A 21,526-nucleotide genomic window follows, 5' to 3' on the forward strand; every position below is an offset into this window, starting at 1 on the left:
ATTCACTTTTTCGCTAACTTTATCTATTTCTCTAATTAAGTTTTTTTTCTATAATTTTTTCTAATTTCTCTAAACGTTGATTCATTAAATCTGAAGCTTCTTTCAATTCTTTAATCATTTTATCCTTTGCTTCAATTTCTTCACTTTGAGTTTCATTTATTTTATTTTGCTCTATAATGTGCAGGTAAATCTCTTCTGTCTTTTCTAATAATTGTATTGACAATTCTGACATATTAAATGAATAACCATCTTTAGTTTTTTCTAACTCAGTGATTGGTGTTATCCCTGGAAGGTGTTTGTTCTTTTTAATATATTCCTCTATTTCTCCTAATTGTTTAAATTTATAATCAGCTTTAATCTCAGAAAATCCTTGAAAATAATCTTCAAACACATAATCAGCATAGAAACTATTTACTGTCGTTATCGTACCATTTACTCTCAATTTTTCATTTACAGCATTCGATGGTTTTGTATATCCAATTCCAACCCAACCTTTTGTATATATATCCTCTGTATTTAATGTCGCTCCAACATTAGTTGTTGCGCTAAACCATGGTTCTTTTAAAGCTTCTCCAAGATCTAATTGTACTAATTTCTTATTTTCATCAGTATAATCTAAGGTTCTGGTTGTAGCATTTACATCAAGAGTTGTTAATGTTTCAGTATCTCCAACCAAATCCACCATTTTAAATTCTGTAGCATTTCCTTTTTCATCTTTATAAATCAAAGAATGATCTGCTCCATCATAAACTAATGAAGTTAATGTCTCTACTCCTTTAACTAAAACTGATAAATCGATTGAATTGGGAGTGTTTGTTTCATCTGTATAAGTTAATGTGTGTTTGTCAAACATTTGTCCATCAACATCTGTTTCTTGTGTTACAACATCAGCCAAGGACGTTATTGTTTCTTTAATTGCTTCTGGATTGCCTGCTGCATTTGTATACGTTGCAATTGTATTTCCTACTGTTACAACTGGTAATAATGTAGTTACTCCATCAACTCCTTTTTCACCTTTTAAAGTGTCTTTATCGGCTTGGGTTAAATCAGCAAAAGTTAATTTATCTCCTTTTTCACCTTTCAACCCGTCCAGTTGTTCTTGTGTGAAATCAGAGAATGTAAATGACTTTCCATCTGCTCCTTTTAATCCATCCAATTGTTCTTGAGTGAAATCAGAGAATGTAAATGATTTTCCATCTGCACCTTTCAATCCATCCAATTGTTCTTGGGTGAAATCAGAGAATGTGAATGATTTTCCATCTGCTCCTTTCAATCCATCTAGTTGTTCTTGGGTGAAATCAGAGAACGTAAACGCTTTTCCATCTGCTCCTTTTAAACCATCCAGTTGCTCTTGTGTGAAATCAGAGAATGTGAATGATTTTCCATCTGCTCCTTTTAATCCATCTAATTGTTCTTGGGTAAAGTCTGCAAACGTAAACGCTTTTCCATCTGCTCCTTTTAAGCCGTCCAATTGCTCTTGTGTAAAGTCTGCAAACGTAAACGCTTTTCCATCCGCTCCTTTTAAGCCATCTAATTGTTCTTGAGTAAAATCAGAGAATGTGAATGATTTTCCATCTGCTCCTTTTAAGCCATCCAATTGTTCTTGGGTAAAGTCTGCAAACGTAAATGCTTTTCCATCTGCTCCTTTTAATCCATCCAATTGCTCTTGGGTAAAGTCTGCAAACGTAAACGCTTTTCCATCTGCACCTTTTAAGCCATCTAGTTGTTCTTGGGTAAAGTCTGCAAACGTAAACGCTTTTCCATCTGCACCTTTTAATCCGTCCAGTTGCTCTTGTGTGAAATCAGAGAATGAAAATGACTTTCCATCTGCTCCTTTTAAGCCATCTAGTTGTTCTTGGGTAAAATCAGAGAATGAAAATGATTTTCCATCTGCTCCTTTTAATCCATCTAATTGTTCTTGAGTAAAATCAGAGAATGTGAATGATTTTCCATCTGCTCCTTTTAATCCATCTAATTGTTCTTGGGTGAAATCAGAGAATGTAAATGACTTTCCATCTGCTCCTTTTAATCCGTCCAGTTGTTCTTGGGTGAAATCAGAGAATGTAAATGATTTTCCATCTGCTCCTTTTAATCCATCCAGTTGTTCTTGTGTAAAGTCTGCAAACGTAAACGCTTTTCCATCCGCTCCTTTTAATCCATCCAATTGTTCTTGAGTAAAGTCTGCAAACGTAAACGCTTTTCCATCTGCACCTTTCAATCCATCCAATTGTTCTTGGGTGAAATCAGAGAATGAAAATGACTTTCCATCTGCTCCTTTTAAGCCATCCAATTGTTCTTGAGTAAAGTCTGCAAACGTAAACGCTTTTCCATCTGCACCTTTCAATCCATCTAGTTGTTCTTGAGTGAAATCAGAGAATGTAAATGATTTTCCATCTGCTCCTTTTAAGCCATCCAATTGTTCTTGGGTGAAATCAGAGAATGAAAATGACTTTCCATCTGCTCCTTTTAGTCCATCCAATTGTTCTTGGGTGAAATCAGAGAATGTGAATGATTTTCCATCTGCTCCTTTTAATCCATCCAATTGCTCTTGGGTAAAATCAGAGAATGTGAATGATTTTCCATCTGCTCCTTTTAAGCCATCCAATTGCTCTTGGGTAAAATCAGAGAATGTAAATGATTTTCCATCTGCACCTTTTAAGCCGTCCAATTGCTCTTGTGTAAAGTCTGCAAACGTAAACGCTTTTCCATCTGCTCCTTTTAAGCCGTCCAATTGTTCTTGGGTAAAATCAGAGAATGAAAATGATTTCCCATCTGCTCCTTTTAAGCCATCCAATTGCTCTTGGGTAAAGTCTGCAAACGTAAACGCTTTTCCATCTGCTCCTTTTAAGCCATCCAATTGTTCTTGAGTAAAGTCTGCAAACGTAAACGATTTTCCATCTGCTCCTTTTAAGCCGTCCAATTGTTCTTGGGTAAAATCAGAGAATGTGAATGACTTTCCATCTGCTCCTTTTAAGCCATCCAATTGCTCTTGAGTAAAGTCTGCAAACGTAAACGCTTTTCCATCTGCTCCTTTTAAGCCATCCAATTGTTCTTGAGTAAAGTCTGCAAACGTAAACGCTTTTCCATCTGCTCCTTTTAAGCCGTCCAATTGTTCTTGGGTAAAATCAGAGAATGTAAATGATTTTCCATCTGCTCCTTTTAAGCCGTCCAATTGTTCTTGGGTAAAGTCTGCAAACGTAAACGCTTTTCCATCTGCTCCTTTTAAGCCGTCCAATTGCTCTTGGGTAAAGTCTGCAAACGTAAACGCTTTTCCATCTGCTCCTTTTAATCCGTCCAATTGCTCTTGGGTAAAATCAGAGAATGTGAATGATTTTCCATCTGCACCTTTCAATCCATCCAATTGCTCTTGGGTAAAGTCTGCAAACGTAAATGCTTTTCCATCTGCACCTTTTAATCCATCCAATTGCTCTTGGGTAAAATCAGAGAATGTAAATGACTTTCCATCCGCTCCTTTTAAGCCATCCAATTGCTCTTGCGTAAAGTCTGTGAATGTGAATGATTTTCCATCTGCACCTTTTAAGCCATCCAATTGTTCTTGGGTAAAATCAGAGAATGTAAATGACTTTCCATCTGCACCTTTTAAGCCATCCAATTGTTCTTGGGTAAAATCAGAGAATGTGAATGATTTCCCATCTGCTCCTTTTAAGCCGTCCAATTGTTCTTGGGTAAAATCAGAGAATGTAAATGACTTTCCATCTGCACCTTTTAAGCCATCTAATTGTTCTTGAGTGAAATCAGAGAATGTGAATGATTTTCCATCTGCTCCTTTTAAGCCATCTAGTTGTTCTTGTGTGAAATCAGAGAATGTGAATGATTTTCCATCTGCTCCTTTTAATCCATCAAGTTCTGTTTGAGTAAAATCTGAATATTTAAATGAATCTCCTTTTTCGCCTTTTAATCCGTCAAGAGTTATAATTTGAGTAACTCCAGTACCATCAACGTAAGTAAATTGTTGATTAGTTGGATTATAAATAACATTTCCTGTATTAGTATTAATTTCACCCGATACAACAATTCTATTCCATTTACTATCATACCAATAGTAGTATCCTGGTTTAACATCTGCAACAGCCATAGTATTAAAAATCAACAAACTATTTATATTACCGTTTGTAATAGTACTTTTATCTGTTGTGCTTGTTAATTTAATTCTTGGAATCAACATACCTTTGTCATTAGCTACAACTTCTAATTGAGATGAAGCATTGGGCATTGGTGTACCTATACCTACCTGGGAGTAAGCAGAGTAACTAGCTAGAACAAAAATTAATGGGAGTAATTTATTCTTCATAAGATTTAATAATTATGAGTTATTCATTTATAAATTATAATTTGTTATTCTATCCTAAACTTAATTTGTAAGCTTGCATGTTCATTAACATTCAAATATTTATCAGCTTACAATCTCTGTTTAGAATATTAGCAAAATTATAGTCTAGGTCTTTTTTGGAACTGCCACATAAACTTTTAAAATCAGCATAAAAAGTTACAAATGCCTAAAAACAGAACAACAAACTATAAACCAATTAATTACATCATAAAAAACACCTTAAATAGAATTAATAATCAAATAATTTTACATAAAAAAGGGTTTGACTTTTATTAAAAGTCAAACCCTTTTTTTACTAAACAACCTAACTATAAATTGATACGTTCTCTTTTGTTATTTTATTACAATAATAAATTCCGAACGTCTATTTAATTCGTGTTCTGCCTCTGAACATTTTACACCATTACTACAGTTATTAATGAGCTGTGATTCTCCGTAACCGTCACCCCAAACTCTATCTTTAGAAATTCCTCCCTCTAGAATAATATAATCCATGGTAGTTTTAGCTCTGTTTTTGGAAAGTCGCAAATTGTAATCATCTTTACCTCTGCTATCTGTATGCGATTTTACCTGTATCGAAATATTAGGACGACTTTTAAGTATATCAATTATTTTATCTAATTCTAGTTTTGATGATTTACGAATTGCATAACCTCCATAATCAAAGTAAATCGGACTTAATTTCAATTTATTTGTAAGATCATCCCCTTCTTTCAAAGTAACAACCTTATCATCAACCATAACCGAGAATTCATTAAACAAAGCAATTGGTATTTCTATATTTTCTGAAATTTTATGTCCTGCAACAGCTATTCGCTCTACTCCAAACCCTTCTTTTTTAAATTCGAAATTATAATCTTTTAATGGCAATAAATCCAATGAATATTTTCCCAATCCATCTGTAGTCACTGTTTCAACTTTCTCATTTAAATTATTATAGATAGTTATTTCAACATCACGCAATGGCTTCCCCGTTATACTATCTTTTACTGTTCCTGAAAAAACAGGATTAACTTTAAAAGGAAAAAAGACAGGTTTCAATTCTAAAAATTGATATACATCATCATCTCCTTTTCCCCCTATTCTATTAGATGAAAAAAATCCTTTTTTAGAATCTCTATCTATCACATAAGCAAAATCATCACTTGATGAGTTTATAGGTTTTCCCACATTTACGACTGTATATTTCCCTTCATTATTTTTTACAGCGGCAAAAACATCTAATCCTCCTAAACCAGGATGCCCATCTGAAGAGAAATACAATATGCCGCTATTATCTACAAAAGGAAATGTTTCACGTCCATATGTATTAATTTCGCCACCTAAAGATTCAACTTTATTAGAAAATCCTCCTCCTTCTTTTCTGCTTACCACATATAGATCGGTATCGTACCTATTTTTGTTTCTGTTCGACACAAAATATAATTCGCTATTATCTGGACTTAGTGCTGGATGTCCCGATGAAGTTCCCTCCATGTTTATTGGGTAAGGAAGTTCTTTTATCTTAACCCATTTATTATTCTCTTTTTGCGCCTGAAAAAGCTTCAGTCCTGCAATTGCCGTTTTGTTCTTTATTTTATCATAAGGAACCAATCTAGTAAAATACATTGTTAAACCATCATTTGTTATTATTGGTGTGCTCTGATGGAATTTTGAATTGATCTCACCAAGTAATTTTTTCTCATTTTGTAATTTTCCGTCCTCACCAATTTGTGCCGAATATAATTTAAGATATGGCTTTTCGTTCCAATTATGTTTTCGTTTAATGAAAGTTCCAGAATCTTTTGCACTAGCGAATAGTACTTCTTTGTACTTTGGAAGTTTCTCAAAAAGATTAATTTTATTATTACCGATTGTACCGCCTAAAGATTTTATAGAATCATTTTTTTTTTCATTTTCAACTTTGCTCTTGTTTGAACCTTTCGATCTCTCAACTACTACGCTATTATCATCTTTTCTTCTTTTTTTAGCATTCTCTCTTATAATTCTTGCCTTTTCTTCCTTTTCGAATTTAGCAATTTCAAGAACTTGTTTAATTGCTTCTTCATTCGGTACTAATGCTATTCCAAAATCTGAATATATCGAATTTATCCCTACCTCTTCCAACACAGCATATCTATCTGATTGTAGCTCAATAGCCTTTAAATATTCTATTTTATCCCATTTTTTTGCTTCAGCTACATTTGAAGCCTTATCATAATTAGCTTTCATTACTGATAATTCTTGCCTATTATCATTCGCTCTAAAACTTACAGTATATCTGTGATAATACTCTGGTGAGGTATAAATACTCCATTCCATCATTTTAGAATACCATTTTAAGGCATTAGAATAATCAGAATTAAAGAAATAGGTATCTCCTAAGCGAGCATATATTTCTTTAGATTCATATCCACTTTCAATCAATTGCTCATAAAGTCTTCCTGCTTTTACAAAAGCAAATTCATCGTATTTTTCATTAGCTATTGCCAATTTTTTTTCTAGCTTTTGGTTCAGCTTTTGAGAAAAACTGATAGCACTACTAAAACAAAAAACTAAAACAAGTACTTTGCGTATTTTTATTCCCATAATTAATTTAATTAGTTTTATTTAGAAAAATCTTGGTGACATCATTCTAGATTTAGATCTACTTAATAGTTCAAATCTTAAAAAGATCTCATGAGATCCTGAATTATAGTTTGCCAGTTTCGTTGTTTCGGCATCATAAGAATATCCTATAAACCAAGAATCTGAAACCTGGAATCCAACGAGGCCACTAACCGAAGAGCTCAAACGATATGCAACTCCAGCAGTAAATTTATCATTGAATAAGAAATTTGCAGAAATATCCGTTTGTAATGGAGCACCCTGAACGACTTTTGTCAATAATGAAGGTTTGAATTTTAAATTATAATCTAAATCAAAAACGTAACCTGCCATCAAATAATAGTGCATACGTTGTTTTACAACATAACTTTCTGACTCGTCATTTGCTGATGTATTAAAATATTTTTTTTCTAACATATTTGGAACTGAAAATCCGATATAAGATTTATCAGAATGAAAATATACTCCTGCTCCAATATTAGGGGAAAATTTATTGTCGATATTATATTGAAATCTTGGATCTGAAGGATCTTGAATATTTAATTTATTAAAATCAACATTTAACAAATTGGCTGTTCCTTTTAACCCAAAGGACAATTTATAAAATGATGAAGTATCAATTGAGTATGAGAAATCTACCGAAAGGTTGTTATCAGTTGAAGGTCCTATGCGGTCATTAATTACAGAAACTCCTAATCCCATATTTGAATTAATAGGAGTATTTACTGAAAAAGTGTTGGTTACTGGTGCACCATCTAATCCTACCCATTGTGTTCTATGTAATCCAAAAACACTAAGTGTACCACGTGAACCTGCATAAGCAGGATTTATATTAATCGTGTTATACATATACTGTGTGTACTGAGCATCTTGCTGTCCTAACATCACACTAGAGTAACAACACAATATAACTACTATAAATAAATTTAATCTTTTCATTTTCATACTATTTATTAAAAATATGGGCAAAATTATAGTATCATCCTTTTTTGGTACTACCACATAAATTCATAAAATCATCATGAAAAGGTATAGTATATAAATTACTATATATCAACTGGTTTACATATAAAATGAGCTTTTATTTTTTCCTGAAATTTGCCATTTATCAACTTAATAACCTCATTCTTTATATTTCTATGTGCTCCTAATTAAAAACAAAAAAACCCGACTACATCACATAATCGGGCAAACCGTAAAACAAAAAACAACTTATTAAGAACCTATTAAAACATAATGAAAACTATATTTATTTTGCTCTAAATACTACATTGGGTAAATATCCATGATACTGTTTAAATACAAGTGAAAAATAAGAAGTCTTATGATATCCTAATTCATAGGCAATATCACTAATTAATTGAAATTTTTCACTTTCTAATAACTCCTTTGCTAATATCAATTTTTCATTTTTAAAAAAAGTTGCTGGACTCATTCCGAATACATTAGCATATAAACTTCTATATTTTGAAATCGACATATTAGCTATTTCAGCAAGTACTATAATCCCTGGAAAAGGCACCAATAGATTTGATAATAAATATTTCTGTGTTTTCATAATAGCTGTTAAATCTTTTTCTAAAAACAACCCAACTCTTGGCATATTAGAATTAAGTCTTTCTACAAAATAGCCAAAGAGCTTATAAGTCGCACTTTTTATTAAAAACTCATAATTCATAACATTCATATTAAGCTGTTTCAAATTATGTAGCAGAATTTTACTTCTGCTATCTATATGTCCGTAATAAAACATTTTTCTTTTTTTATCTTCAAAGATTCTTTTGAAATTTTTATCTAAAAATGCATCTTTAAAGTATTTTTTTATAAATGATTTACGAATATATAATCTCAAAGAGAATGATCTTTCTCCTACCTGAGAAACATAGGTACTTTTAAGATGACTATCTATAATAGCAAAGCCAAGTTTCGATTTATACCCTATATTATGTTTAACATTATCTACAAAATGTTTGCTAAAACTATCGCTCATATCGTAATAGACTATCCAAAAATCTTCCTCAGATGGCATTCGCGTTAAACGTATCGGTTTGTGTAATACTACATCTACAATAAGTATTGACACATCAGAACAAATCTCCATGAAATAACTGGAACCACTGGCCTCGCTTTCTGGAAAATACATTAAATTATTATTAACTCTTGTACATCCCAATCCATCAGCAAAATCTTGTTGCCACTCTGATGTTAAAGATGTAGTATGTTTAAACTCGGGTATTGTTACATCCATATATTCTTTTTAAAATAAATTTTGATATTCTTTTGGAAAAACGCCATACATCTCATTAAAACGTTTTGCTAAATAAGAAACATTAGCATAGTTTAGTTTATGAGCCACTTCATTTACTGTAAACTTCCCTGTTTCCAAAAGCTCTTTAGCACGATATAATTTATTATTATAAAAATAAGTTCCTGGGTTAACACCTGATATTTTAGCAAATAGTTTTTTGTATTTAGAAGGTGACATTGAGACTTGTTCTGCCAAAAAAACTACACCAGGAAAAGGGCCTTCAATGTTTTTTTGCATCATTGCCTTTGAGGTAATAATCCTCTTTACATCTTCATTAATTATTTTATCAATTATAATTTTCTTTCTTCCTAATTGCTTCAGATAATTTCCAATTAATCCATATATAAGTCCTTTAAAATAGGTTTCATATAAAGGATTATCATATGTTATTTTTCTAAAATCATTTATTAAAATTAAACTATCAAGACACATTCGATCCAAACGAATAATTGTGTTTTTTTCAGCATCAAGCACAATGTTTGCTATTGGAGCTAACTTAGTTATTTTAGAAAAGTATTTTTTTAATGCATCTTTATCAAACAGTATGCAAATAACAAATACTCGAGTGCCGTTTCTAACTATATAATCCATGTCTATAGTACAGTCTACAACAGATAAATTAAAATTTAATTTCCCTATTAAAGTTGATTGATCTCCTAAAATAAGTTCAACATCTGAATTAGTTAGATAAAAATACAGTCCTATAAAATTGGTGTTTTCATTGTGATATTTTAATAATACTTCTTCTTTATATGTTGTATCAACCAACAAAGCAGTAATTCCTTCTTCTATTGATAAAAATAAATGAGTTCCTGTGTAAGTTTCATTATCACCTTTAATAAAATTCCCTTCTATTGAGCCTCCCATGGCTTTCGCTAATACATCAATCCAGTTGTGTTCTGCATTATTATTATGAGTAATTGTTTTCATACTAAAAGTTTAACTTATAATTTTGTAATCCTTGATTTGATAAATTCTTCCAAAAACACAACTAACTGATTATAAAACAAGTGAACCTAATCACTAAGTAATAAATTGGTTGTTGTTATACTCACTTTTGTATAACCAGTTTATAAGGATTTTTTTATCTTCGACATACTTTAAGCAGATTTGGGAATTCAAGTATGTAACTCTTATTTTTTATTGCTGGCTTATTTATAACCAGCTTATCATAAACACTAAAATCTTCATGCACCTTGTCGGGTAAATCATATTCGCATTCCTAATTTCTTAGGTTATCTTTATCTGTTAAATGTTCATTCATAGTAAATTGCTCGTATTACTGTTAAACAAATACTACTAGTACTACAATAAATATTCAATTAATTAATAATAATCTTACATAATATGTATTCACTACTAAATCAATACTTTGGAATTAATTTTAATCAAATATTATTAAAGACATATCACAAAAGTATATCGGGTATCGCTTTTTAAACTACCACAGAGAGTCATAAAATCAACATGAAAAGTTACATGTCATAAAACAACATTAGTACTTTTTAAATTTCTATAAGCAAAAAAAAATCCCGATTATTTAAAATAATCGGGAAACAAAATTTTTAATAAATTAAGTTTATAAACTCAAATTAACGAAGTAAAGTATGGGGTAAAACTCCGAAGTGATTTCTAAAAATAGAAGAGAAATAGGTAGTCTTGTTATATCCTAACTCATAAGCCACATCACTAATTAACTTAAAATCACCACTCTCTAATAATTCTTTTGCTAATAGTAATTTCTCGTTTTTAAAAAACAATGCAGGACTCATTCCAAATATAGTATTATACAAACTCCTATACTTTGTAGAAGACATATGAGCAATATTGGCTAAAAATTCTATACCAGGAAAAGGTGCTATAAGATTCGACAATAAATATTGTTGACTGAGCATAACTGCATCAAAATCTTTTTCAAAGTAAGTTGCTATATTAGGCATTTTTACTTTTAACCTTTCTATTAAATATCCTAATAAAGTAAAAACAGATCCTTTTAATAAAAATTCAAAACTAGGATTACCCATACTCTGTTGTTTTAAAGTATGTAATACTACTTTGCTTCGGCTATCAATATGACCATAAAAGAACATCTTCTTCTTTTTATCATCAAAAACATCTTTAAAATATTTCTCTAATTCGATATCATTAAAAAATGTTTTCATATACGATTTTCGAATAAACAATCTTAAAGAATAAAATCGCTCACCCACATTTGGCGTATAGCTACTTGAAATATTATTATCTACAATTGCAAAATTTAGCTTTGACTTATAGCCTGTTCTATGATTTACATCATCTACAACATGCTTACTGTAGCTTTCGCTTAAATCATAATATACAATCCAAAAATCTTCATCAGTGGGCATTCTTGTAAAGTGAATCGGCCTATTTAAAACCAAATCAATAAGATCAACGGACATATCTGGAAGAATTTCTAAAAAATAACTAGAGCCACAAGCTGCTTCAGAAGGGAAACTCATATAATTATCTACAATTATACCACCAAACTCATCGACAAACTTTTGTTGCCATTCAGGGGTTAAAGAATAAATATGTTTGAATTCGGGGGTAAAATCACTCATAAATATGTTTATAATAAATTTTGGTATTCTTTTGGGAAAATTCCATATTTGCTATTAAAGCGTTTTGCTAAATAAGAAATATTAGCATAATTTAATTTATCAGCAACCTCGCTAACTGTATATTGTCCAGTTTCTAATAATTCTTTGGCACGTTCTATTTTTTTGCCATAAAAAAAAGTTCCAGGACTCAATCCAGAAATCTTTGTAAAGAGTTTTTTATATTTAGAAGGAGACATAAACACTTTATCTGCCAAAAAATCTACCCCGGGAAATACTTCGTCTATAGATTCTAACAACAAAGCCTTAGAAGCAAGAATGCTCCTTACATCATCACTCATTACCATACTTATAACAAACTTTTTATTCAATAATTGCCCTAGATAACTTCCGAGTAAATTATATACCAATCCCTTAAAATAAAAATTAAATAATGAATTATCATACGATATTTTCATAAAATCATTAATTAAGGCGGCACATTCCGCATTCATCCGATCCATGTTAATAATAGTATTCTTTTCTGAATTAAAAATATCCTTGGCGATAGATTTTAATTCAGGGATTTTGTCCATATACTCTTTTAATACTATTTTATCAATGAAGATACAAATAACGTATGTTCTCGTTCCTTCGTCAACTACATAATCAAAATCTAATGCACTATCTATAATAGATAAATTATAATCTTGTTTCCCCATTAATGTGGCCTCATTGTTTGAGATAATGTTGGTATCATAATCTAATACATAAAAATTCAATGCAACAAAATCATCGACATCATTAATATATTCTAATAAAGCGCTTTCTTTAAAAGTTACATCTATTAACATTCCAGAAATTTTATTTTCCCATGGCAAGATAAAATGTATTCCTTCGTATAATTCATTATTCCCTTTAATAAAGTTTCCATCAATAGTCCCATTAATAGTCCCTCCCATTGCTTCGGATAATACTTGAGTCCAACTTAAACCTTTATTGTAACGATGGGTAATTACTTTCATGAATAATTTTATTTACTATAAAATTAATGAAAAACAGTCAAATAAAATCGCAAAACACAACTATAATTACCACTATATCAATATATTAAACAAGAGCAAAGACCTGTTTTTTTATAAGAAATATTGTAAAATAATATAACATAATCCATAAAAAAATATTATTTTTCTTCTTTTTTTCAACAAAAAAACTAAATCAAACTAAAAAGATAAAAGATAAAAAGTGCAAAAAACTACTATCCTTTTAAATTGTGAATATCTATTTTTTGAATTGTTGATTTCTTTTTCATTAAAATCTATCTTTGACACCCTTAAAAAAAAACAAATGAGCACAATTTGGTACGAATGCAAAGTAAAATATAGAAAGACAGATGATATTGGAACACAAAAAGTTACAACTGAACCTTATTTAGTAGATGCTTTGTCTTATACAGAGGCAGAAACCCGAATTAATGAAGAAATGTCTGCCTATATTAGTGAAGAATTTAAAATCACAAATATAAAAATGGCTAATTATGCCGAAATTCACCCTTTTGAAAATGCAGATCGCTGGTTTAAATCAAAAGTTTCTTTAATGGCGTATGACGAAGAAAGTGGAAAAGAACGAAGATCAAATATGTATATATTAGTTCAAGCCAATGATGTAAAAGAGGCTTATGACAATACAATTGCTATAATGAAAAACACGATGGGAGATTATACTATTCCTGCTATTGCAGAGTCTCCAATTATGGACGTTTTCCCGTACTTTAGTGGTGAAGAAGGAGAAATGGAACAACTAGAAAGATTCAATGCTCTTAAAGCTTCAAAACCTGAATTGGTAGCTACAGGAGAAACAGGAGATGATTTCGTTGGTGCTGAAAGTGAATAATCACTGCATTTTTATGATCATATATACAGAGAGGACTTTTATAGTCCTCTTTTTTATTTAGAATACAAACGGATGAAATGATACAAAAACAAAGCCACTCCTATTACGGAGTGGTTTATTTGATTGTGATTGCAGTTAAATTAAGAATCAAACTATCATTCTTTATAAAGTAGTATTAAAACTTAATAATCTGCCCATCGTCTGGAATAATCACTTTATCTGAAATTCCATTACTCTTAACATATTCCGTAAGCTCTTTACGACTTAAAATACAGTGATTAATTGCCTCCATATGTACAGCAATTATTGTTGCATCGGGCAAAATTTTATGCACTCTGAGCACATCTTCTTTTCCCATAATCATAGCCCCAAAACCTGTAAGCTGTGCAAAACCAGCGTTCAAAACAATAACATCAGGCTTTAAATTTTTCAAATTAGACTCAAAAGCATCTGTCCAGATTCCATCTCCCACAATGTAAACCGACTTTAGTCCCAACTGATTAAAGAAAACTCCAGAAGTCTCACCCAAAATCTCCGCTAATTGAGGAATAGCGTAAGCTTCATCTGATCCGTGCTGAGCGGTTGTTTTTTGCAGCTTAATATATTCAAAATGTGACTCATTCGATAAAACTCGAACATCTTTAAATCCAGCAGATTTAATTACCGTAGCATCCTGTCCATTCTGTGCATAAACAGGTTTGTTTTTTGGAAGCATTTTTATTGCAGCTTCATCCCAATGATCTGGGTGAAGATGTGTCACAATAATTGCATCAGGATTTAAAAGACTTTTAGCTGCAACTGGAAGCTCAACTAATGGATTACGCAAATGTGAATTTTCTGTTCCTTCAAAACCCGCATAAGCTCCTTTTTTAGCCAACATTGGGTCAATAAGAAATTCTTTTCCTCCATAATTAAATACCAAAGTTGCATTTCTGATTAACTGAATACTTGCTTTTTTATTTGCAGTTTCTTGTCCATAAGAAACGACCATGAATAAACTTAATGCGATACCTAAAATGACCCTTTTCATAACTATTTTTATTTAAATTATTACTATATCCTCCATCCTCTTGTATGAGATGCGTAGAGAGATAATCTATAATGCAAAAATAGATAGGGTACCATTTTATCAAGCTACCAAACAACTATGAAAATATACCATTTTGATAATCCAGCAAGAATTGACCAGTAGTCATTCCGGTTTGTGTCTTAAAGAAACGCATCATATGGTTAGGTTCCGAGAAGTGAAGTGCATAAGCAATCTCAGTCACAGTTTTCCCTGAGTGTATAAGGTCATTTTTTATTTCAAAAAGAAGACGTTGTTTTAAAAGGTGTGTCGCAGTAACATTAAACTGCTTTTTTACCGCTGCATTAATTGTTATTCTGCTTACCCCTAATAAATGCACATAGTTCTCAATTCGTTGTTTTTCTCGAATGTGCAGTTCTAATAATTGTTTAAACTGATACGCATAATTATTTTCAGGTCTATCAAGAGAAAGATTATTTATAGCAGCATATTCCCTGTTGAATTTCTGTAAAAGATAATAAATGAGCGAACGGATTATATGAATACTATCTGATTTGTTATTTATGAGTTCAGTTTTAATTTCAGTAAGTAAGTTGCAAAATTTCTGAAGATCAACCTCATCAATTTTAATACTTAGCAGATAATCCAACTGATAAAAGTATAACAACCGATAAGTAAATAGCTTATCTGAGAAAAAATCATTTAGAAAATCTTCCTGAAAAACGAGTATAGTGAAATCTAATCCTTCTACTTCTAAGTTCCACTGCCTTTTCTGAAATGGCGAAATAAATACAATCGTATTATCAGTAATATCTATTTTTTGTTGATTTAAAATCAAAGATCCTTTAGCCTTTTTAAAAAGTGATATTTCAAAAAAATCAGTATTATAAATAACTGTATCTACATAATTTTCCTTTACCTGATCTCCTCGTAAAACATTAAGAAGTACCTCAACGCCACATTCTGACTTATTAAATTCAATTGTTCTCAATTTATTCGTATTATCTGTTTGAATATTTATGGATAAAATACCTTATTTGTAATTAATAAAAGTCCTAGTTATATACCGTTTATGGTAACTAATTTAAATTAATACTTTAAGATAAAATTATTATCTTAAAACTGAATAACACATACCTAGTTTAATACAAAAATAATCCAAATAAATACCATTTTGATAACGAATAAAAATTTAACACCCAATAACAATCTCCTAAATCAGGTAAATATGGGGCTAAAAATTCAGTACCACTTCAACATATCCAGTTTTTAATTAAACGAAAACTTTGTTGTGGGTTCTTAGCTATCTATATTACTTTCTATTTCTTAACCATCTGTCTATAGGCTCAATAGCTGTATTTACTATAATCACCAAAAACGTACAGATTAAAGCTTCTATAAAATAACCCGATGCAGCAATGCAACCAATAGCCGCACTACACCATATTGTAGCTGCCGAATTTAACCCGTGTACATTAGGTCCTTCTCTAAAAATCACTCCTGCTCCTAGAAAACCAACTCCCATAACAACCTGAGCAGTAATACGAGTTACATCAATATTAGGTGCCGTATCCGAAACTTTTATCGACAACAGCACAAATGCTGCTGCTCCTGTAGCCACAAGCATATTGGTTTTTAAACCTGTTTCTTTATGATGCCACTGTCTTTCAAAACCAATAATTAATCCCGCAAATGTTGCTGTTATAAGACGTATTAAAAATTCTGTTGTATCCAAAATAATTACTTTTTTTATTATTAAACCATTCTTATTATTACTTAATCTATAGCTTTAGATAAATATATTTAAACAATTAAAAATAACTAAATTTAAGTTTTTATATTATTCAAAATGTAAAGCTTCTATTGGATCTAGTTTTGATGCTTTGAGTGCTGGATAATACCCGAAAAATATACCCGTAATAGCACAAACTAAAAACGAAAGAATAACCGAAGATTCAGATATTAATGTAGGCCAGTGCAAGAAATATTGTATCAGTTCTGAAGCAACAATACCTAAAACAATACCGATCAATCCGCCTGTTAAACTAATTAATATGGCTTCGACTAAAAACTGTAATAGAATATCTCTTCCGTTTGCCCCAATAGACATACGCAATCCTATTTCTTTGGTTCGCTCCGTAACCGAAACATACATAATATTCATAATTCCAATTCCACCAATCAAAAGTGAAATTCCTGAAATTGCAGTTAGCAATACAGTCAATAGCTGACTAGTTGAACTAAACGTATTAATTAATTCAGCCTGTGTTCGTACCGAAAAATCATCATCATCTTTGGCTTTAAGCCGATGTGCTGTACGCATAATCTGTTCAATCTCATCTGTTGCCAATTGCGTTAAACTCTCATCAGATGTTGATGCATAAATATTTTGCAGGTAAATAGAATTTGTTATCCTTTTTTGTACCGTTGTAAATGGTGAAATAATAATATCATCCTGATCTTGTCCGAATGCATTTTCTCCCTTAGATTCTAATACTCCAATAACCCTAAAAGGAATTTTATTAAATCGGATAATTTGCCCTATCGGATTTACTCCATACGGAAATATATTATCGACTACTGTTTGACCAATAAGACAAACTTTATTTGCAGTATGTATATCCGATTCTCTAAAAACGATACCTTCTTTTAATGGCCAATCCCTAATTTTTAGATAATCAGTACTTACACCTTGCATTGTAGTAGGCCAGTTTAAAGCGCCATTTATTGCCTGCCCTTTGCTTGATACTGCGGGGGAAATAGCATTCAAATATTTGGTTTCTTTTTTTAATGCCTCAACATCACTAAGAGTAAGGGTTTGTACACTTGATATATCCAAACGTGCTCCTGCAGTTACATTACTATTTGGCCGAATAGTAATCATATTCGATCCCATGCTAGACAATTGATCTTGTATACTTTTTTTAGAACCTTGCCCTATAGCCACCATGGCAATAACTGAAGCCACCCCAATAATAATCCCCAGCATTGTTAATAATGCGCGGAGCTTATTACGGCGTAATGCTTTTAAAGCAATTAGAAAAAGATTAGCTATTTTCATATTTATAATCTTCATCTACACGAAAATCTGCTAACATTTGCTTCGCTGATTTTATGTTTTGGTTATTAAAATCTTTCATGATTCTTCCGTCACGAAGCGTTACTGTTCTATTGCTAAAAGCAGCTATATCTGGCTCATGAGTTACAAAAATTATTGTTTTCCCTTGTGCATTTAATTCCTGAATTAATGCCATGATTTCATAAGAAGTTCTTGTATCTAAGTTTCCTGTGGCTTCATCAGCAAGAATCATTACAGGATCGTTTACCAAGGCTCTTGCAATAGCTACACGCTGCTGCTGTCCCCCTGAAAGCTGATTCGGAAAGTGATCCAGTCTATCGGCTAATTTTACTGCTTCAAGTGCATAAATAGCTCTTTCTCTTCTTTCTTTTGTAGATATTTTTGAATTATATAATAATGGAAGCTCTACGTTTTCTATAGCCGAAGTACGAGCCAAAAGATTGTACGATTGAAAAATAAAACCAATCTTAGTATTCCTTAATGCTGCCAATTCATTCTTAGATAATGATTTTACATTTACCTGATCCAATAAGTAATTCCCATCCGAAGGCTTGTCTAAACATCCTAGAATATTAAGTAATGTTGTTTTTCCAGAACCACTACTTCCCATAATAGTGACAAACTCCCCTTCCATGACATCAAAAGACACCCCTTTTAAGGCTCTAACAGTTTCTGATCCCATGGTGAATTCTCTCTTTAAGTCTTGTATTTCCAAAATCTTTTTACCCATCACAATGTATTTTGTTTTTCTAAATGCTATTATTTTTTTCCTGATCCACCACCGCCACGTTTTGGCATAAACGGACTTTGTTCTGTTGCTTTAGAATTTTTAGATTGTTTTACTGTATTGACTCCGGTAATAATTTCATCTTGCTCAGTGATTCCTTTTAATATTTGAACATTAACATCATCATCTAACCCTATCTTTATATGTAAGGGCAACAATGAATCTCCTACTCTCTTCCATACAATAGCTTTTTTATGATCGATACTGTCTTTTTGTGGCTTCCTAGCAGTTTCGCTTTTCGAATTTCCTCTAGACTTCTTTCCCTTATTGTTTCCTAGAAACATTTTTCTAATTTTAAATTGCTTTCCTAATGTAGAATCAGGCTGAAAAGCAATTGCTTTCGCCGAAATAAGCAATGCATTTTTTACCTCTTTGGTATAAATAATAATATTGGCTGTCATTCCTGGCTTTAGCTTTAAAGCATCATTAGGAGCGTTGATAATAGTCGTATAAGTAACTACATTTGAAGAAATAGCAGGCTGCAAACGCACTTCTATTACAGTTCCCGTAAAGACATCATCAGGAAAAGCATCGACTGTAAAACTAGCATTTTCTCCTACTTTAACATTCCCAACATCAGCCTCATCAACTGATGCCTGAACTTGCATTTTAGTAAGATCTTTGGCTATACTAAATAATGTTGGAGTATTTAAACTCGCAGCTACTGTTTGTCCCTCACTTACTTTTCTAGATAAAACAGTACCATCAATTGGAGATAAAATATCGGTAAACGAAAGATTCTTCTTCGCTGATTTAAGCTGTGCGCCAACGCTATTTACATTATCTCTTGCGACTTCATATTGATTTCTTGCAGTTTCAAAATCGGCCCTACTGATTCCTCCTGCTTTATATAATTCTGTTTGTCTATTGTAATTAGATGATTGATAACTTAGATTACTCTTTGCTAATTGCAAATTGGCTGTTATTTGCTCTACTTGTGCAAGAAATAATGACTGATCTATTTGCGCAAGTAATTGCCCTTTTTTTACAACTGAATTAAAATCTACAAACACCTTTTGTATCGTACCCGAAACCTGAGTTCCTACTGCAACGGTATCCACTGGTTGAATTTTTCCTGTTGCGGTTACACTAGTTGCTATATCTCCATAATGAGGCTTTTCGGTAATCAATGCCACAGAGCTATCTTCTTTATGAAAAATAAAGTATCCTATACATCCTATAAGTAATACCCCAATGATGATGATAATTATTAATTTACTTTTTTTCATTTTGCACTTTTTATAGTTTGATTGGATCTCCTCTATAGAAATCATATATTTTTAAACTCACTACAGCATTATATTTTGCTTGAATAAAATTCTGAAATGCCTGAACATACAAATTCTTCTCTTGGAGATAATCTACAGTATTAATTCCTCCCAATCTTAATTGTTCATTTGCTATACGATAATTCTCTGTATTGGCTTCAAGTTGTTCATCGGCTGCAGTAAACTGAGATTGAGCATTAAGTACATTAATATACGCTTGTTCTACCTTTTGAGAAAGTACTGTTTCAGTATTCGTAAGATCTAACTTGGATTGATCTATTGCTATCTTGGATTTTTCGACATTTGTTCTTGCTATCCGATTATTAAACACTGGAACAGACAAAGAAAGTCCTACACGTTGATAAAAATTATTATCTAATTGTGACGCAAATGAAGTGCTCAGATTATCTGAATATCCCGAAGCCAATGTACCACTTGCGGTAAGTGTTGGTTTAAAACTAGCTTTAGCTTTTAATAACTCCAAATCAGCTGCCTCTTTTTCTAGTAAACTACTTTTAATTTCAGGTCTTTGTTCTAACGCTATTTTTTGAGCATCCTCTAAATTAATCACAGGAAAAGCAGCAGCTAAATCTTCAGGCTTCTGAATATTTAAATTGTATCCTGACGGAAGCTGTAATAACTGCTTTAATGTTAATGTATTTTGACGTTCGTTGTTCTGAGAAACAACCAAATTATAATTATCCGTTGCTAGTTGTGCTTTTAATAAAACAAAGTCTTTCTTTGCAATGCTCCCTGCATTATATTTTAACTCTCCTAACTTGAGCTGTGCTTTTGAAGTCGTTACAATTTCATTTAAATATATACTATTTTCTTTTGCCAAAAGGATAGTTAAATAAGACTGTGTAATTAGTATTGTAATATCATTCTGAGCAGCATCGGCATTAAATTGTGCCGATTTTATAAATAATTCTTTCTGTCTGACATCATTATTTAAATAACCTCCATTGTATATAACCATTGATGATCCTAAAGAATAATTACCTGCAAAACTAGACTGGGTCTGAAATCCTCCAACTACTGGATCTGCATTTTTTGCATTAGTGAAGGTCTGTGAAGCATTACCTAAAAGATTAGGATACTTTGCTGCTTTTGATAACAATAAATCTTGTTCTGTAGATTTAGTTGTTAAACGTAATGTATTAATTTGAATGTTCTGTTGCTTTGAATAAGCAATACATTGTTCCAGATTCCATACTGTAGGCAGTTGATTTGATTCAATAGTTTGAGCTGTACTATGAGCAGCATGAATAATCAAAATCGCCATTAAAGTATTTATCATAAATGACCTCATACTTGTACTTATTTTAAATTAAAAATAAAATGTAACCTGATCTTAGATAATAAAAATGGTTTGAGCGTATTATAGATTTGGTTAAAAAGGGGGATTTTGGTGTGTTATTTATATTAACATTGTCCAAAATGATTAACCATATCAAATATAACGATTATTTTAACACTTTTACAGAAATAAAACCACTGCAATCATAAATAAAAGATAAATCACCTCAATAAAACTTTTTCAAACTATATAAGTCATTTAAGAAAATATAAGCTGTACAATTCTTTCCTTTAATAAACTCACACAACTTATATGGTTATCTTTTTGACAAACAAAATGATTCTAAGTTTTTGTTTTTAAAACTCAGTT

15 protein-coding genes are annotated in these 21,526 nt (G+C 31.5%); 1 reads left to right on the forward strand and 14 read right to left on the reverse strand.

Annotated features, from left to right (window positions below):
* Nucleotides 1-31: 31 nt before the first annotated feature.
* From EAG11_RS07600 to EAG11_RS07630, 7 genes are all read right to left on the reverse strand, one after another.
* Entirely contained in the window at nucleotides 32-4,312 is a 4,281-nt protein-coding gene (locus tag EAG11_RS07600) for a hypothetical protein (protein WP_129538651.1), read from the reverse strand.
* Nucleotides 4,313-4,684: 372 nt separating this feature from the next.
* Nucleotides 4,685-6,919 carry an OmpA family protein gene (locus EAG11_RS07605; protein ID WP_129538652.1) on the reverse strand — a complete coding sequence of 745 codons (2,235 nt, stop codon included), beginning with the start codon at nucleotides 6,917-6,919 and terminating at the stop codon, nucleotides 4,685-4,687.
* A gap of 21 nt (nucleotides 6,920-6,940) precedes the next feature.
* Entirely contained in the window at nucleotides 6,941-7,876 is a 936-nt protein-coding gene (locus EAG11_RS07610; protein ID WP_207209627.1) for a type IX secretion system membrane protein PorP/SprF, read from the reverse strand.
* 310 nt (nucleotides 7,877-8,186) lie between these two features.
* Nucleotides 8,187-9,185 carry a helix-turn-helix transcriptional regulator gene (locus tag EAG11_RS07615; RefSeq protein ID WP_129538654.1) on the reverse strand — a complete coding sequence of 333 codons (999 nt, stop codon included), beginning with the start codon at nucleotides 9,183-9,185 and terminating at the stop codon, nucleotides 8,187-8,189.
* Between the two features lie 9 nt (nucleotides 9,186-9,194).
* The gene (locus EAG11_RS07620; RefSeq protein WP_129538655.1) at nucleotides 9,195-10,175 is read right to left on the reverse strand and encodes a helix-turn-helix transcriptional regulator; all 981 of its coding nucleotides are present in this window, start codon (nucleotides 10,173-10,175) and stop codon (nucleotides 9,195-9,197) included.
* Between the two features lie 662 nt (nucleotides 10,176-10,837).
* A complete protein-coding gene (locus EAG11_RS07625; protein WP_129538656.1) occupies nucleotides 10,838-11,827 on the reverse strand; it encodes a helix-turn-helix domain-containing protein in 990 nt (329 codons plus the stop codon).
* Nucleotides 11,828-11,835: 8 nt separating this feature from the next.
* Nucleotides 11,836-12,828 carry a helix-turn-helix transcriptional regulator gene (locus tag EAG11_RS07630; protein WP_129538657.1) on the reverse strand — a complete coding sequence of 331 codons (993 nt, stop codon included), beginning with the start codon at nucleotides 12,826-12,828 and terminating at the stop codon, nucleotides 11,836-11,838.
* Nucleotides 12,829-13,150: 322 nt separating this feature from the next.
* Here EAG11_RS07630 and EAG11_RS07635 point away from each other — a divergent pair, with 322 nt between their 5' ends.
* Entirely contained in the window at nucleotides 13,151-13,696 is a 546-nt protein-coding gene (locus tag EAG11_RS07635) for a DUF4494 domain-containing protein (RefSeq protein WP_129538658.1), read from the forward strand.
* 175 nt (nucleotides 13,697-13,871) lie between these two features.
* On the opposite strand, the gene EAG11_RS07640 is transcribed toward EAG11_RS07635, so the two are convergent.
* The 7 genes from EAG11_RS07640 to EAG11_RS07670 form a co-directional block, all read right to left on the reverse strand.
* Complete coding sequence (locus EAG11_RS07640) at nucleotides 13,872-14,726, reverse strand: MBL fold metallo-hydrolase (protein ID WP_129538659.1); 855 nt, start codon at nucleotides 14,724-14,726, stop codon at nucleotides 13,872-13,874.
* A 115-nt stretch (nucleotides 14,727-14,841) separates the two neighbouring features.
* Nucleotides 14,842-15,714, reverse strand: a complete 873-nt coding sequence (locus tag EAG11_RS07645) for an AraC family transcriptional regulator (RefSeq protein ID WP_129538660.1) — start codon at nucleotides 15,712-15,714, stop codon at nucleotides 14,842-14,844.
* Between the two features lie 321 nt (nucleotides 15,715-16,035).
* Nucleotides 16,036-16,458, reverse strand: a complete 423-nt coding sequence (locus tag EAG11_RS07650; protein ID WP_129538661.1) for an MgtC/SapB family protein — start codon at nucleotides 16,456-16,458, stop codon at nucleotides 16,036-16,038.
* Between the two features lie 105 nt (nucleotides 16,459-16,563).
* Nucleotides 16,564-17,784, reverse strand: a complete 1,221-nt coding sequence (locus tag EAG11_RS07655) for an ABC transporter permease (protein ID WP_129538662.1) — start codon at nucleotides 17,782-17,784, stop codon at nucleotides 16,564-16,566.
* Nucleotides 17,771-18,532, reverse strand: coding sequence for an ABC transporter ATP-binding protein (locus EAG11_RS07660; RefSeq protein ID WP_129538663.1), 762 nt, complete (start codon nucleotides 18,530-18,532; stop codon nucleotides 17,771-17,773). Before EAG11_RS07660 ends, EAG11_RS07655 begins: the two co-directional genes overlap by 14 nt.
* A gap of 29 nt (nucleotides 18,533-18,561) precedes the next feature.
* Complete coding sequence (locus tag EAG11_RS07665) at nucleotides 18,562-19,818, reverse strand: efflux RND transporter periplasmic adaptor subunit (RefSeq protein ID WP_129538664.1); 1,257 nt, start codon at nucleotides 19,816-19,818, stop codon at nucleotides 18,562-18,564.
* Nucleotides 19,819-19,828: 10 nt separating this feature from the next.
* Nucleotides 19,829-21,169, reverse strand: coding sequence for a TolC family protein (locus tag EAG11_RS07670; protein ID WP_242499288.1), 1,341 nt, complete (start codon nucleotides 21,167-21,169; stop codon nucleotides 19,829-19,831).
* Nucleotides 21,170-21,526: the final 357 nt, after the last annotated feature.

The sequence above is a fragment of the Flavobacterium sp. 140616W15 genome, assembly GCF_003668995.1.
Classification (GTDB): Bacteria; Bacteroidota; Bacteroidia; order Flavobacteriales; family Flavobacteriaceae; genus Flavobacterium.

Coding starts and splice junctions, on each gene's coding strand:
- EAG11_RS07600 (WP_129538651.1), bottom strand. CDS start 4,312: ATGAAGAATAAATTACTCCCATTAATTTTTGTTCTAGCTAGTTACTCT.
- EAG11_RS07605 (WP_129538652.1), bottom strand. CDS start 6,919: ATGGGAATAAAAATACGCAAAGTACTTGTTTTAGTTTTTTGTTTTAGT.
- EAG11_RS07610 (WP_207209627.1), bottom strand. CDS start 7,876: ATGAAAAGATTAAATTTATTTATAGTAGTTATATTGTGTTGTTACTCT.
- EAG11_RS07615 (WP_129538654.1), bottom strand. CDS start 9,185: ATGGATGTAACAATACCCGAGTTTAAACATACTACATCTTTAACATCA.
- EAG11_RS07620 (WP_129538655.1), bottom strand. CDS start 10,175: ATGAAAACAATTACTCATAATAATAATGCAGAACACAACTGGATTGAT.
- EAG11_RS07625 (WP_129538656.1), bottom strand. CDS start 11,827: ATGAGTGATTTTACCCCCGAATTCAAACATATTTATTCTTTAACCCCT.
- EAG11_RS07630 (WP_129538657.1), bottom strand. CDS start 12,828: ATGAAAGTAATTACCCATCGTTACAATAAAGGTTTAAGTTGGACTCAA.
- EAG11_RS07635 (WP_129538658.1), top strand. CDS start 13,151: ATGAGCACAATTTGGTACGAATGCAAAGTAAAATATAGAAAGACAGAT.
- EAG11_RS07640 (WP_129538659.1), bottom strand. CDS start 14,726: ATGAAAAGGGTCATTTTAGGTATCGCATTAAGTTTATTCATGGTCGTT.
- EAG11_RS07655 (WP_129538662.1), bottom strand. CDS start 17,784: ATGAAAATAGCTAATCTTTTTCTAATTGCTTTAAAAGCATTACGCCGT.
- EAG11_RS07660 (WP_129538663.1), bottom strand. CDS start 18,532: ATGGGTAAAAAGATTTTGGAAATACAAGACTTAAAGAGAGAATTCACC.
- EAG11_RS07665 (WP_129538664.1), bottom strand. CDS start 19,818: ATGAAAAAAAGTAAATTAATAATTATCATCATCATTGGGGTATTACTT.
- EAG11_RS07670 (WP_242499288.1), bottom strand. CDS start 21,169: ATGAGGTCATTTATGATAAATACTTTAATGGCGATTTTGATTATTCAT.